The following is a 14,766-nucleotide window of genomic DNA, read 5'->3' as shown; positions in this document are numbered from 1 at the left end:
GCTCTTAAAGTAAGTTCGCTATTTTTAAATGAATTTTCATTCCCGATGGGGCCCCATTTTTAGTTTGGTGGTTCTAACGGAAGTTAAAACAGGATAAATATCACTATATGGAGGGATTGTTATGCAAAAAATACTCTTTGTCGGCGCCGGTTCGATGGCTGAGGCATTAATACAAGGTTGGGTGGAGCAAAAGGTAATACCTAGCGAAAATATTTACGTAACAAATCGATCGAAAATTGAAAGACTGATTGAGTTAAGCGAAAGCTATGCTGTCAATATATTGGATGATAATGAAAAGATCCGCGATATGGACTTGATCATTTTAGCCATGAAGCCAAAAGATATCCAACCCGCAATGGAAAGAATACAACCTTTCTTAAATAAAGATACTGCAGTCCTTTCTGTACTTGCCGGTATACCTATCCACACAATTGAGGAAGGCATTGGTAATCGGCCGATCGCAAGGGTAATGCCCAATACGTCTGCAACAATCGGAATGTCGGCGAGTGGTATCGCCTTCAATGAACGAGTTGATGATTATCAGAAAGTGCTGTACCTACAGATGATGGAAGCGATTGGTATTGTCATTGAAGTCGAAGAAGATAAACTACATGCTGTAACAGCTCTTTCTGGAAGCGGCCCTGCCTATCTCTACTACTTACTTGAAGCTTGGGAGGCGGTAGGGTCCGAGTTTGGCTTATCCAAAGAAGTAGTTCGCCAATTAATGGTCCAAACAATTGCCGGTTCTGCTGCCATGCTTCAATCAGTGAAAGAAGAACCTACTACTTTACGCAGAAAAGTTACAAGTCCAGGCGGAACGACCGAAGCCGGTATTACGGCCCTGGAAAATAACCGTTTTAATGAAGCCATCTATGCCTGTATAAAAAGTGCTGAAGCACGATCGAGAGAACTGGCGAAAGGTCAATAGCATCGCAGCAACATAGTGGATAAAATGAACTGGTCCCATTTCAAGCTATGCCAACCAATATGCTATTTTGTTGTAAATATTTCATTTAATCATAATATTTCCTAGGAAATGTCGTTTTTTACTATTTTCACTCTGTCGAAAAGTGTATTTTTTCCTAATTTTATGTCTCACCATTTTACAATAATCTATTTTTTTCAACGAAAAACGCGTGGGCATTGTAGTAAATTGCCCACGCGTTTTTATAATACTTATTATAATACACCCGCTCGAATACGTTTCACGATGGAATATGTAGTATATATCGCCATCGGACATAGTATTGCAACTAAAAGCAGCCAGAAATTAAGTGCCCCTGCTGTTTTTAAACCCGTAAAATTTGTTGCGATATATACTAATACTCCAACCAATAATATATAACTTAATACATTTGGAAAAATTACTAGTAAACGTAGAACGGCGGGATTTATTTTTGGTTGATTCATAAAAATCCCTCCCCCTCTACTATCATATCGATAAGTTCTCGAATAATCTATTATTTTCTAGAAATTCTCTCCTTTTTTCGACACAATACAGTTGTTTACCAACCTTTTAAGGAGGGAAGCTTCGATTCAATTGAGAATATAAAATTTCAATAGCATTTTATCCGTTAATAAAAAAGGCGATGCCTTTTGGATTGCTTTCATTGCTCCTCAAATAGTTCCCCGTTCTTCCATTCATAGTTTGAAAGATCATGGGCGATAAAGGAATTGGGGAAGACCGCTTTTGCTTGATTTAATAACACTTCGATATCATGAGGCAGGAAACGGGAACTGAGATGGTTCAATACTAAATATTTCGCTTTGCTTTCCAACGCGATTTTTGCCGCTTCAACGTTTGTAGAATGGCCATAGCTTGCTGCCAAATGTTCCGTTGTATGGTCAAATGTTGCCTCATGTACAACAATATCTGCATCATCGCTCAAAACTTTTGCAGGTTCACAATATTTCGTATCCCCCAAGATACTGATGGTGAAGCCTTTTTTTGGTGATGCGGTCACTTCATGGCTGAACACCTTCCTGCCATCTTCCAACGTTATATCTTCACCATTTTTTAACTTCCCGAGTAAAGGCCCTTTTGGAACACCCAGGTTTCTTGCCTTTTCAATCAACAATTCCCCTTTTAAAGGTTTTTGTTCAATTCGATAGCCAAAACAAGGAATGACATGTTCAAGCAATCGGGCCCGAACAATAAATTGATCATCTTCATATATAACGCCCTCTTCGACCTCTACAAATTTTATGGCATAGGTCAGATGGGTTTTGGATACAGCTAACGTGGCTGTGATCCACTCCTGCAACCCTTTCGGACCATACAGCGTTAATGCATCTTCCCCACCCAAGAACGAACGCGAACTTAAGAAACCAGGCAAACCAAAGATATGATCCCCATGTAAATGGGTGATAAAAATCTTCTCCACTTTCCGCGGACGTATAGTTGTATGTAGAATTTGGTGTTGTGTCGCTTCCCCACAGTCAAAAAGCCAAACTGTGCCGCGCTCTTCCAGTAGTTTTAGTACGAGGGCACTGGTATTTCGTTCTTTCGAAGGCATTCCCGCGCCCGTTCCTAGAAATTGTAGCTGCATTTATACTCTCCCGTACTTTTAGTTTTAGTGATTTTTTTATATTAGCATTCCAAAGTTCCATCTAGTGATCTTTTAAATCTTCAAGAAAATCCTTACTGAAACTGGTTTTGGAGGCATAGCTGGTTTTATCGATTTCTACACCTTTTTGAATGATACCTTTTCCAAACTTCTTTTCGATGCTATCGATGAGCTCGTATATAGGTTCTTGCTTGGCAAAATGTTCAAAATTAAAAATAGATAGTTGTTCCACTGATTGTTTACGTTCCAATACATTTGAAACCGTAACTCCTAAAAGTCGTATTGGTGCCCCATTCCATGATTTATGAAATAATTTGATTGCTTCCTCAAAAATCATCTCTTTGTTATAAACCGGGTTTTGGAATGTTTTGCTTTTAGAATGATTATGCCAATCTGCATCACGAATTTGGATACTGATTGTGGAACCGCATAACTTTTTGGCATCCAATCGTTCCGCAACTTTTTCGGATAATTTAAAAAAAGTCTTTTCCAGTTCATCCACATCTGTTTCATCTATTGGCAAGGTGGTGGAATTTCCAACACTTTTCGTTTCGAAAATGGCATTGGGATCCACTTCCCTGGAATCCTCGCCATTGGCACGCATTCTTAAGCGAACACCATTTTTCCCTAAAGATTGCCGAATGATATACTCATCCACATTGGCAAGCTCGCCAATAGTATGGATTTTAAGTGCATTAAGTTTTTTCGCCGTGCTTTCACCAACACCATGCATTTCAATTACCGGCAATGGCCAAAGCTTTTCTTGGATTTCTCGTTTCCTTAATATTGTAATGCCCATTGGCTTTTTCATGTCGGAAGCAGTTTTGGCTAAAAACTTATTCGGCGCAATGCCAATCGAGCATGGTAGGTCGAGTTCATTCATTATTCTTAATTGAATCTCTCTAGCGATGTCAATCGGATGCCGCTCTTGTGCAATTTCCGTAATATCCAAGTACCCTTCATCAATGGATACAGGTTCTATCAACTCTGAGTAGCTTCGTAAAATCGCGAACATCGCTTTCGAAGCAGCACGATATTTAGGAAAATCAGGAGGTAATAAAATCAATTCGGGGCATTTGCGTAGTGCTTCGCCAACATTCATCGTTGTATATATGCCTTTGTGCCGGGCTTCATAAGAACTGGTGACAATAATCCCGCGACGTTCTTTCGGGTTTCCTGCAATGGCAATGGCCTTCCCTTTCAACGCAGGATTATGTGATTGTTCAACAGATGCGTAAAAACTATTCATATCAACGTGAAAAATAATTCTGGCCTTTCCCATGCCCTCACCTCCCGATTATGACCAAGTGTTACCCTAAATTTTAGCACACTCTTTTCGCTGTTGCATTTTAGGAAGATGTTTTAAACAACGAATCGGCAATTGTTCCAGTTTAGAAGTCTGTCGGTGGCAGAATATTTACATAAAGGATAGTTAACGGTTTAGGACTTCTTTGCTCATATCATGCATTTTCTGAAACAATCTTGCTGTGTAGGACCTCATTCCCTTTATGATGCACTTCTTCGATTCTGCCTGCCGAAAGTGCGTTATGATTATAATTATATGCCTCTTAATTTACTCTCTTAGCCGAATTCTTATAGACAACAATCTCTCCAAATACAAAAAAGATTGATGAAGAAAAAAGAATTTCCCTCACCAATCCTATCTTTATATTTAGGCTTTTACTTCTTGATTTTCCAGCCATTTAATTTGTTGTTCAACGAATTCTTCAGATAAGTTATGAATTGCGATGTAGCGGTTACGTTCGTGTTTTGAACATTCAATCGAACATCCACCCAAGTGTTTTAATTCATTTTCTTCAGAACAGATAATTTGTTTGTTGCAGTCGGGATTTGCACAGTTAATGTAACGTTCGCAAGGAGTGCCATCGAAATGGTCTCTTCCGACTACTACATGTTCCACTTGATTGATCGGTACCGTTAATCTTTCGTCAAATACGTACATTTGGCCATCCCACAGTTGCCCTTTTGCAACCGGATCTTTACCATAAGACGCCACACCGCCGTGCAATTGGCCGACATCCTCGCCTATTCCTTCACGTTTTAACCAACCAGAGAATTTCTCGCAGCGGATACCACCTGTGCAATAAGTTAATACGCGTTTCCCTTCAAATAATTCGCGGTTGTCACGAACCCATTGAGGTGTATCACGGAATGTTTCTACTTCCGGGCGAATCGCTCCGCGGAAGTGACCGACGTCATATTCGTATGTGTTACGAACATCCAGTACGACTGTATTTTCATCTTGCATTTCATTTAAAAATTGTTCAGGAGAAAGGTATCTTCCTGTGATTTCATGTGGATTGATATCATCTTCCAAGCTTAGGTTAACCAGCTCTGGACGTGGGCGTACATGCATCTTTTTGAAAGCATGTTTATCCGCTTCATCAATTTTAAAAACTATCCCTTCAAATAAAGGATGATTTTTCATCAATTCCATATAGGCATTCGTCTCTTCAACAGTCCCTGAAACAGTCCCATTGATTCCTTCATTTGCCACTAAAATACGGCCTTTCAGATTTAACTCTTTACACGCTTTTAAGTGCTCAGCCGAAAAAGCAGCCGGATCTTCAATCGTCGTATAATGATAATAAAGCAATACTCTGTAATCCATTTATATTCCACCTATCATGTATATTTGCAAGATATATTGATAGTATATCTTTTGTTCCCATTCGAAAAAACCAAATAAAAACAGCGGATATAATTATATACCACACTGTCCAAAGATGTAAAGAAACATTCGTTTCATAGCTTCAGATTTATAATATATCATATAGTTATCACTTCCCACAACATACATAAGTCGGATTTCTTATTAAATTGTAAACTTGAATGCCTTAAATTCAGATTGACATCTTTTACAAATTATACTAATCTTTTTGTGTAAACTAAATTCTATAAAAAGTTAACATAAAAAGGGGGTCAATTTATGCAATTTAAAACTTATTCATACGTAGTTACCGCTTTCGGTGCTGCAATCATTGCCGTACTTGCTCAAATCACCATTCCGCTGCCGCTCATTCCGATTACCGGTCAAACACTGGCTGTCGGGCTTATCGCCACGATTTTGGGCAAGAAAAATGGAACATTGGCAGTTCTATTATATATCTTGCTCGGGGCAATCGGATTGCCCGTTTTTTCAGGCTTCTCCGGTGGACTAGCAGTACTTGTGGGACCAACAGGGGGGTATATTATCGGATTTTTAGTACAAGCCTACTTAATGGGCCTTTATATGGAAAAATTCGGTGTGAGCTATCTCCACTCAACCATCGCCAATCTAATCGGAATGGTGGTTACATTGGCGTTCGGTACTGCATGGCTGAAATTCTCCGCGGACTTATCGTGGGCTGCCGCATTCATGGGTGGGGTATACCCATTTATCATCGTCGGTATTATCAAAGCAGTCGCTGCAGCCTGGATTGGGGTCATTGTCCGAAATCGACTGGATAGCGCCCAATTGCTTAAACAACTTGCATAAGGTTGAGTAAAAGGTATCCAATTCAAAAAAGAAAGAACGAGCTGCTTATAAAAACAGCCCGTTCTATTTTTTAATATGAAAAGCCCGCCCATTCTTTTACTCTCGGAATATTGATTTCCTGGTTGTACGATTGATCTTTAACATATACTTTTGTTGCGATGTCGCTTAATGTATCCAGGACTGCTGGTTTATCATCGAAATAGAAATCCAGGTTCAATTTTCTGATAATCTCTATTTTCTCTTGATCCTGCATTCCACAAAAGAAGCGCTGTTCACTAACAGGAAATCCTCTTTCCTTTACCCATTGCCGGGTCTTTTGGCAGTATTGTTTAGGGCGCGATGTAATATAAAAGATTTCATGCCCTTCGCTATCAAGCTTGTTCAATAACTCCTTCGCACCCTCGAAAAGTGGACAATCCGTGAAATAGATTTCCTCCAATAAGCTATTCCACATCTTTCCGCCGGCTTCTTTATCCAGACCAAAGGCTTCATGTATCTCTACCGTTTTTAATTCACGGAATATCTCAACTCCAATATTTTGATTGAGCTTCCGATTATAAATATGAAAAGCATGTTCTCTTAAATTGATGAGTGTATCATCTATGTCAAAACCAAATCTCACAAAAAGTTCCTACTTTCCTATGAATAAATTAAAAATTGTGTTGCGAAATTTTGTTCTTTTTCTAATTGTATCGCTTGCAGTTTGTCCACTTCTTTTTTACGTTGTGCGGCACAATTCAATAAATCTATATTTGAAAGGGTTTCTCTCGTTAAAATAGCCGCAAGTGTATCGGCATCTTTCATCGCGCTATTCAAACCAAATGCTCCGGTGGGTGTCATCGTATGTACAGCATCGCCAATTAAGGCTAGCCCGGCTCTCCCCCATGTTTCCGTGTAATTACTATGAACATCCAGTAAAACGAAGTCCTGCCACGAGTTAATGTGGCGCCGAACAGTTTCTTCAAGCTGCGGAAAGGCTTTGATCAGCTTATCAATAAAGGGAGTGAATGGCTGTTTTCGAAGTTCTGAAAACGAGCCTTCTTTTATATTCCAGCCGATTTGGATATAGCCCCTTGCCTGGGTGAATACCGATAGCTGCATTCCGTCGATCAGTGCCATTTTTATGGACGGTTCCCAGTTTGGAGGAGCAGGGATTTTTGCCCATAGCAAATCATATCCATGTTTCCGTACTGTAACATCGATTCCTGATTTTTTACGAACTGTGGAAAACCTGCCATCCGCACCGATAACCAAGTTGCTTTCAATAAAAATCTCTTCACCTTCATGGGTTGCTATAACGCCTTTGAAGCATCCTTTTTCATCCTGTATTAAATCTAGTAGCCTTGTATTGGTCATTAATGAAAAATGAGGATATTTCCTTGCTTCTTCGATGATGGCCATAAGCAAATGCGCTTGAGGAACATGGATTCCAAGGTGTCCTATATTGGGTTGGGGATGAATCATCTTGAATAATTTACCATTCACCCAATACTCCAACGTTTCCATTCGGAGCAATCCTAATTGTTCCACTTTTTCAAATAAACCGTGATGCTTTAAAATTGCCTCGCCTTCCTCATTTAAATGTTCCCCACGGAATTCTTTTGCAACATCTTTATTGCGCTCGATCAGAATAACCGACACATTCTTTTTGGCTAATAAGTATGCCAGCAATGCTCCACCCGGTCCTGCGCCGACAATGCATACTTCCGTTTTTAATTTCATCTTGTCTCACCTATAGGATATGCAGTAATGCATAAGTCCGGCCCGATTTGTTCAACGGTATCGAATTCCAGCTGAAGCGCTTCATCGATATGGTCGATATCCATTCCGCCAAATGGGGTTTTCGAATGCATCCCCCCCAATATTTTAGGTGCCATAAATAAAAGTACTTTATTAATTAGCCCTGCCCTCAGGAAAGAGGCATTAATTTCCGCTCCGCCTTCAACCAGTACATCCGTTATTCCCAATTTATACAATTCAGACAGCGTTTCATTCACGTTCAATCCCTTTTCCGTTTTAGAAACAGTCAGTATTTGAACACCCTTCTCGGTTAACTGCCTTACCTTATTTGCATCCACATCTTTACCGGAAACAATGATTGTTTGTGCCTCAACTGTGTTCGCAACATTTGAATTCAATGGGGTTTTTAATTCGCTATCTAATATGATTCGTATCGGATTTTTCCCCTCCCGATGCGGAAGTCTTGTTGTAAGCGATGGATTATCCGCCAACACAGTGCCGACACCAACCAAGATGCCATCGACTTCATGACGGAGTTTATGTACGTGCAATCTGGCCTCCTCGCTCGTTATCCATTTGGAATGGCCATTATGAGCAGCGATTTTTCCATCCATCGTCATGGCAAATTTTGAAATCACGAATGGTTTATTGGATAGCATATTGTGGATGAAACGCTCATTTAATTTGCGTGCCTCACCTTCCAATAAACCTACCTCCACTTCAATCCCCGCTTCTTTCAATAAGTTGATTCCACGTCCTGCAACTGATGGATTCGGATCGGTTGTCGCCACGACAACACGGCTAACTCCTGATTCTTTCACTAAGTTTGCACAAGGTGGCGTTTTTCCATAATGGGAACAAGGTTCCAACGTCACATATAAAGTGGCTCCCTCGGCATGGTCGCCAGCCATTTGAAAGGCATGTACTTCGGCATGCGGTTCCCCTGCTTTTCGGTGTAAGCCCGTCCCCACAATGACACCATCTTTAACGATCACCGCTCCAACGCAAGGATTTGGATTTGTGTTTCCTTTAGCTGAAGCAGCAAGATCTAAAGCTAATTGCATATAGTCCCGGTCACTTTTCATCAATGACTTACTCCCCCTTATACAGTTAATTGCTCTTTTGGAATATGACCCGATTTTTTCACCTTTGTTTCGAGGTAATGGCGATTCGTTTCCGTTAAGCCACCCCATAACGGTATATGATTATGTGCAAGGAGGCCATGAGATTTTAAAGCGGAAAGTTTTTTGGGATTGTTCGTGATTAAAGTTACCGGTTTTGCTCTTAGCGTCTCCAGCACACGAATCGCTTCCTCATAGTTGCGTGTATCATCTTCGAATCCAAGTGCATGATTCGCCTCTACAGTATCATAGCCCTCTTCCTGTAAAATATAGGCCAATGACTTAGAGAACAAACCAATTCCCCGACCTTCATGGTTTGCTAAATAGAAGATGGCGCCACAACCATGTTCTTTAATCATCTTCATCGATTCATGGAGCTGATAGCCGCAATCGCAACGCTGACTCCCAAAAATATCACCTGTATGGCAAATACTATGCATACGAATTATGGCATCTTCGGAATTTGCAAAATCGCCATATACGAGAACAGATGATTGCTGCTTTGAAGCCAAATCCGCACTTACAATAGATTGGAGTATTGATTCTTTTGTTTCAAATTGTTTATCTACCGTTGCCCATGTGTACCATTGAAACGTTGTTTCGAACTCACTTTGTTTCACTGGCAATCTCACTGGTCCCACCACGACTAAATTCTCTTTATCATTAAATGAAACAACATTCATCTTGTCTTTTAATATTTTATTCGTATCCGAAAAATCCTTCATTATTTGATCACACCTATCTTTTCATTATCTTTCATGATGAATTGATTCAACTTCACGCTTACTTTTCGTAACTAAATATATAATAATAAGCCTCAAAGGTCAATTCAATAAATTTTAATCCGTACTTATTTTCTACGATATATATACCAGCACTTTAAATATAGCTTATGTGGCATTGGATATCAAAAGCAGTGCTTCCACACAAAAGAGGAGAAAAAAACTAGAATCCCTTGCATCCTTCATTGGTTCCTATTCCTATCTTGTCTACGGAAAAAAGAGTGTACACGAAGTTTAGAACTTTGTACACACTCTTAGTAGTTATTCTATTAAATTCTCGAATAAAGATTGTATACGTCATTCAATGATTCACAACCCAATTCCATTACTTTTTTTAAATAAACACTCCAAATTTGTGCAGTCATTTTGGCGTCTCCCAAAGCATGATGCCGATCGACAACCGGAATGCTATTGCGAGCACATAGTTGTTCCAACGGCATATTATGAAAATCACGGGCTACTAGTTTATATAGGAAGGATGTATCAACAATCCGGTGCTTAAACGGTGTTTTTAAAAATTTCGAGCTTGCATGCTGCATAAAACCTCTTTCATGGGTTGCATGATGTGCAACAAGCGTGGAATCCTGCACAAACTCAAAGAAATCCAACAGAACATTTGATATAGTTGGTGCTTTACTTACTGCATCGGATGTAATTCCTGTTAGGTTGGTAATATATTCCGGTATTTCTTGTTCAACATAGATGAGAGAGTAAAATTGCTGCTCTTCCAAAATCTTTGTACCCACCATCTTAATTGCTCCGATAGATAAAATAGAGTCGCCTCTTTCAGGGGAAAAGCCCGTAGTCTCGATGTCGAAGATAACCACGTTCAATTTATCCAATGGCGTATTCATTGCAGACTCCTTATCTATTTCTTTCCGCAGGTGTCTCAAGTAGGCCATTTGATGGGAATTTTGAATACCACCAACACCACCATGCCCACGCTTTGCCTGTATCCCTCTCAATAATTGCAGAAATGGTTCAAATGCCATTCTAACACCCTTTTCCTACAAACTCTTTATTCCCTGCTATTGTTGATTAAATCAATGACTGTATCATGTAGTTTTTTCCCGTTCTTCAAAATACGTTTGATTTCTTTTTTTTGCTCCTTTGTCAAAGTCTTTACATTCAAAAAATGAGTATCATCATAATCCTCCACATGAAATAAACCCATTCTATAATTCAATAGGGAAGAAAAATTATCATAAGAGTATTTTAGCAAGTTTTCATATTTTGCATTCCCTTGTAATATTCTAATCCTTTCTAAAGTACCTGTTTCATATAGACCTTCTTTAATAGATAACAGACGGATAGAATTGACATATGGCAAAAAGGCACCGTATTTTAAATTGATATGCCCCCGGTGAACTCCATGCAGTTCCACCAAAATCTGCCCCATGGGACCAATCGAATTTTTGAGATGCTTTACATTTTCCATAAATCGCCTTAAAAGTATGGGATGCTCCTTCTGATATTGATGGATGACTGTTTTTAGTTGTTTAATATATTCTTTTTGGCCATACAATACTCTTGCATCACAAAATATTTGCAAGTATCGGATAGATTTCCAACTTTCCTCTTCCATCCAATTTTTAATCTGCCTTTCCCATTCCCTATAAGATTTACACCATACCGGATTGGAACTCATTATGTGCCCGGTACAATATGGATAACCTACAACGTCCAAACCATTTGCCAACTCACTTCCCAGCATTTTGAAATACGAGTCGTTTACTGGTGTTGAATGCTCATAAACAAGCCCATGATCCTGGTCGCTGATAAGCCCTTGCTCCAAACGTCCACCGCTGCCGGTTAGGAACCAGGCAAAATGGCAAGGTGCGCCCTTGTCTCCCATGTTCATCATTGCAACTTCCAGTACTTTTCGCATTACCCGATCGTGAAATGTGTTGAGAGAAACGTGATTTGTTAAAAAGGAGGAAATATGAGCATCCTTCCACGCTTTTATTGACTCATACGTTTCCAAAAAGAACACTTCCTTTATAGTAAAAAACCTCTGAAATCCAGAGGTTTTTTGTTTATATTAATATATATTAAGCAATAGCTTATATTAACTTTTCTTTCGTAGCGGCTGTAGCTAATTTCGCTTCTTCCAAAGCCATTTGCTCCGGATATCCATAGCTTCCATGTTCCGATATGTCCAAGCCCATGATTTCCTCTTCTTCGGTAACACGGAGGCCTCCCATCACCTTATCCATAATTTTAAGGAAAATGAATGCTGCTACAAATGCGAAAGCACCGGAAGCGACTACACCCAGAGTTTGAACGCCCAATTGTTCCCAGCCACCGCCGTAGAACAATCCCGCTTGACCCCAATCAATATCGGCGGATAAGGCCGGCAGTGCGAACAGACCATTCGAGAGTGTACCCCAAACGCCTACTGTACCATGCACCGATAGGGCAGCAATTGGATCATCGATTCTTAATCTTTCAAACAATTGCATACTGAATACAACCATCACACCTCCGATTAATCCGATGACGACTGCTGCCCAAGGTGCCACAAATCCACACGATGCAGTAATTGCAACCAAACCGGCAAGGGCACCGTTTAAAGTTGTCGGCACATCAGCCTTACCTGTTTTCACCCAAGCAGTAAACATTGCAGCAACCGCACCAGCACCAGCAGCCAATTGCGTATTTAAGATGACATACCCCAGGAATCCATCGGCAACACCGAATGTACTCGCCCCATTAAATCCGAACCATCCTACCCAAAGAATTAGAACGCCCAATGTCGTATATACTTGGTTATGACCCGCCAAGACATTGGATGAGCCATCTTTGTTATACTTACCGATACGGGGCTTTAAAATCACTGTTGCAGCTAATGCCGCCATCGCACCTGTAAGGTGAACAACCGTTGAACCGGCAAAATCTTGCTTACCATGTTCTGCCAGCCATCCACCGCCCCAGATCCAATGAGCAACTACTGGATAAATAAAGGCAGAGAATAGTATTGCAAAAATGACATAAACTGATAGCTTTGCACGTTCTGCGAACCCACCAAATGCTATTGTAAGGGAAACGAGAGCAAACATCACCTGGAATGAGAAATCCACTGCAGGAGTCAATCCTCCCGCTTCTTGCGCGGTCGTTGTATCTCCATAGAAGAAATTTGATAATCCAATGAACGGATTTCCATCACCATATATAAACCCGTACCCTACAGCCCAAAAAACCAAAGTTCCAAGTCCAGCCGTAAAAATTGTTTTACCAGCTACATGCCCGGCATTTTTCATTCTCGTTGAACCTGCTTCGAGTAAAATAAATCCACCTAACATAAAGAATACTAAAATTGCACCTATCGCGACCCACAAGTTATCCATCAATACTTGAACAGTTTCCATAAACCTCATTCTCCCTTCATAAAGCATTTTGTTATGTTACGTTATATTATTCTACGATGTAAGGAAATGTAACATTTAATATAAACTTTATTTTACACCATCTTCCCTTTTTGTCAATACAATTTGCAAATACCGGCTTGTTTAATGTTACAAAACTTCACACAACTATTCGTTCGAAAGATGAATAGAACTTTAACCGTCAAGACGCAAAATGGGAACTACGAATAATGAATGTATTTCATACGAAGGTTTGTTTACATTTTTTCTTCCGCAGTCTGCATGTGCTTTGGATCCAAAAAAGGAAACCTCGACTTTTAAGATATGTAACTTTATCTCCCAGCAACTACTCAACTTTCAAATAAGGAAAGCCTTGGAGAAATGATTCTCCAAGGCTTTTTCACTATAGATAAGATTTAATTGAGAACTTTTAATTTTACTTGCTTTCGGCCCCATTGCATCGCCTCATTGCGTGTTGGGATGAAAACATCAATTTTGTTTCCTTTGATGGCACCGCCAGTATCCCCTGCTATCGCCTCTCCATATCCTTCGACCCAAACCTTTGAACCAAGCGGGATAATATTTGGATCTACTGCAATCACTTTTTGATTTGGGTTAGAGCGTAAATCAATGCCAATCGCCGTCGTTCCGGAACATCCTTCACAATAAGCTGTATAAGCTGTCGCCGTTACCATTATTTCCTTTCCAGAAGCAGGCTCCTCCTCTGTATTTTGCACTACTTCGGCTTGTCCAGATTTCGGCTCCCTGGATTGTTGATAGTCATCTTTCTTTTCACTATCTCTCTGTACACTTGTTGATGATTCTTTAGCGACATCCGTCGATTCTTCTTCTCCACCGCCCACATCATATAGTTTTAATTCTTTACCTGGATGGATCGTGAAATCCGATAGCTCATTCCATTCCATTAAGTCTTCTAATTCAACTTGATTATTTTTAGCGATCCGGAAAAGATTATCCCCTTCTTGCACCTCATACAACTCTGGTTGCAACATCTTATAGAAAACAACATTCCGATCCAACGCATCATCGAAAAATCCTCCAATGCCATCAGTAATTATTAAGCGGTCATTTTCATCGTCCGTGTGCATAGCTGCTCTATCAATTTCCATTCCATATACATTAGTCGTCGTTATCGAAAATACGATAAGTAACATCATGATTGTTAGTTTACTTTTCATTTGTTCGTCCTCCTGACAATTAATCTCGAAATTTGTAATGTAATTACGAAATAAGTACTGTCCACCGACTTACAAAAATATACATATTGATATATAAATAGAAATAAATTGTAATATTTGTAATAAATGAAATAATTTTATAATGTCTTTATTTGTACCGATTGCATTTCGTTTCAATCTCTCCCAAATGCTAAAAAACTGGATTAAAAGCAATTCCTGCTTCTAAACCAGTTTTTTATGATAATGCGGTTAAATGAATATAGAGTAAACAAATGAAACTAAACGAGTTTTATGCTTCTTTTGAATAGAACTGTTTTAGTAGAACGGTGTAGATTAAATTATGCCGAAAAAAGTCTGAACGCTTGGTTGAGTATAAAAAGGGGGCTTTTAGAAGCAAAGTGGACACCTTTAGTACAGTTCGCCTGTTTTTACCGGAATCGAACTGTTTCTTAAGTGAAGGGATTGTAAACTTGCGTAGATATTGCTTTATACA

At 39.7% G+C, this 14,766-nt stretch carries 14 protein-coding genes; 2 read left to right on the top strand and 12 right to left on the bottom strand.

The window, feature by feature from the left end:
• Positions 1-121: 121 nt before the first annotated feature.
• Complete coding sequence (proC, locus tag CD33_RS15865) at positions 122-928, top strand: pyrroline-5-carboxylate reductase (protein WP_036202205.1); 807 nt, start codon at positions 122-124, stop codon at positions 926-928.
• A 251-nt stretch (positions 929-1,179) separates the two neighbouring features.
• Here the strand turns inward: proC and CD33_RS15860 are convergent, their stop codons facing one another.
• The 4 genes from CD33_RS15860 to trhO form a co-directional block, all read right to left on the bottom strand.
• Positions 1,180-1,410: a hypothetical protein gene (locus CD33_RS15860; RefSeq protein WP_036202202.1), complete on the bottom strand. Its 231-nt coding sequence runs from the start codon at positions 1,408-1,410 to the stop codon at positions 1,180-1,182.
• A gap of 197 nt (positions 1,411-1,607) precedes the next feature.
• Entirely contained in the window at positions 1,608-2,549 is a 942-nt protein-coding gene (rnz, locus tag CD33_RS15855) for a ribonuclease Z (protein WP_036202199.1), read from the bottom strand.
• Positions 2,550-2,610: 61 nt separating this feature from the next.
• A complete protein-coding gene (locus tag CD33_RS15850; RefSeq protein ID WP_036202196.1) occupies positions 2,611-3,849 on the bottom strand; it encodes a DNA polymerase IV in 1,239 nt (412 codons plus the stop codon).
• A 390-nt stretch (positions 3,850-4,239) separates the two neighbouring features.
• Positions 4,240-5,199 (bottom strand): oxygen-dependent tRNA uridine(34) hydroxylase TrhO, encoded by a 960-nt coding sequence (trhO, locus tag CD33_RS15845; protein ID WP_036202193.1) that lies wholly within the window; start codon positions 5,197-5,199, stop codon positions 4,240-4,242.
• A gap of 318 nt (positions 5,200-5,517) precedes the next feature.
• Between trhO and CD33_RS15840 the strand changes: the two genes are divergently transcribed.
• Positions 5,518-6,066, top strand: coding sequence for a biotin transporter BioY (locus CD33_RS15840; RefSeq protein WP_036202191.1), 549 nt, complete (start codon positions 5,518-5,520; stop codon positions 6,064-6,066).
• Between the two features lie 70 nt (positions 6,067-6,136).
• Here the strand turns inward: CD33_RS15840 and CD33_RS15835 are convergent, their stop codons facing one another.
• The 8 genes from CD33_RS15835 to CD33_RS15800 form a co-directional block, all read right to left on the bottom strand.
• The gene (locus CD33_RS15835; protein ID WP_036202187.1) at positions 6,137-6,688 is read right to left on the bottom strand and encodes a 5' nucleotidase, NT5C type; all 552 of its coding nucleotides are present in this window, start codon (positions 6,686-6,688) and stop codon (positions 6,137-6,139) included.
• 17 nt (positions 6,689-6,705) lie between these two features.
• Positions 6,706-7,788, bottom strand: a complete 1,083-nt coding sequence (locus CD33_RS15830) for an FAD-dependent monooxygenase (RefSeq protein WP_036202183.1) — start codon at positions 7,786-7,788, stop codon at positions 6,706-6,708.
• A complete protein-coding gene (ribD, locus tag CD33_RS15825; protein WP_036202371.1) occupies positions 7,785-8,891 on the bottom strand; it encodes a bifunctional diaminohydroxyphosphoribosylaminopyrimidine deaminase/5-amino-6-(5-phosphoribosylamino)uracil reductase RibD in 1,107 nt (368 codons plus the stop codon). Before ribD ends, CD33_RS15830 begins: the two co-directional genes overlap by 4 nt.
• Before the next feature lie 17 nt (positions 8,892-8,908).
• Complete coding sequence (locus CD33_RS15820) at positions 8,909-9,652, bottom strand: GTP cyclohydrolase II (protein ID WP_036202180.1); 744 nt, start codon at positions 9,650-9,652, stop codon at positions 8,909-8,911.
• A 326-nt stretch (positions 9,653-9,978) separates the two neighbouring features.
• Positions 9,979-10,701, bottom strand: coding sequence for an exonuclease domain-containing protein (locus CD33_RS15815; RefSeq protein ID WP_036202178.1), 723 nt, complete (start codon positions 10,699-10,701; stop codon positions 9,979-9,981).
• A 26-nt stretch (positions 10,702-10,727) separates the two neighbouring features.
• Complete coding sequence (locus tag CD33_RS15810; protein ID WP_036202175.1) at positions 10,728-11,702, bottom strand: DUF294 nucleotidyltransferase-like domain-containing protein; 975 nt, start codon at positions 11,700-11,702, stop codon at positions 10,728-10,730.
• 70 nt (positions 11,703-11,772) lie between these two features.
• Positions 11,773-13,077 carry an ammonium transporter gene (locus CD33_RS15805; protein WP_052130299.1) on the bottom strand — a complete coding sequence of 435 codons (1,305 nt, stop codon included), beginning with the start codon at positions 13,075-13,077 and terminating at the stop codon, positions 11,773-11,775.
• A 413-nt stretch (positions 13,078-13,490) separates the two neighbouring features.
• Entirely contained in the window at positions 13,491-14,273 is a 783-nt protein-coding gene (locus CD33_RS15800) for a 3D domain-containing protein (RefSeq protein WP_052130298.1), read from the bottom strand.
• Positions 14,274-14,766: the final 493 nt, after the last annotated feature.

The organism is Ureibacillus sinduriensis BLB-1 = JCM 15800, from assembly GCF_000772955.1.
GTDB classification, from domain to species: Bacteria; Bacillota; Bacilli; order Bacillales_A; family Planococcaceae; genus Ureibacillus; species Ureibacillus sinduriensis.
The sequence above is the reverse complement of the archived record's forward strand: the minus strand, read 5'-3'. Positions and strand labels throughout refer to the sequence as shown.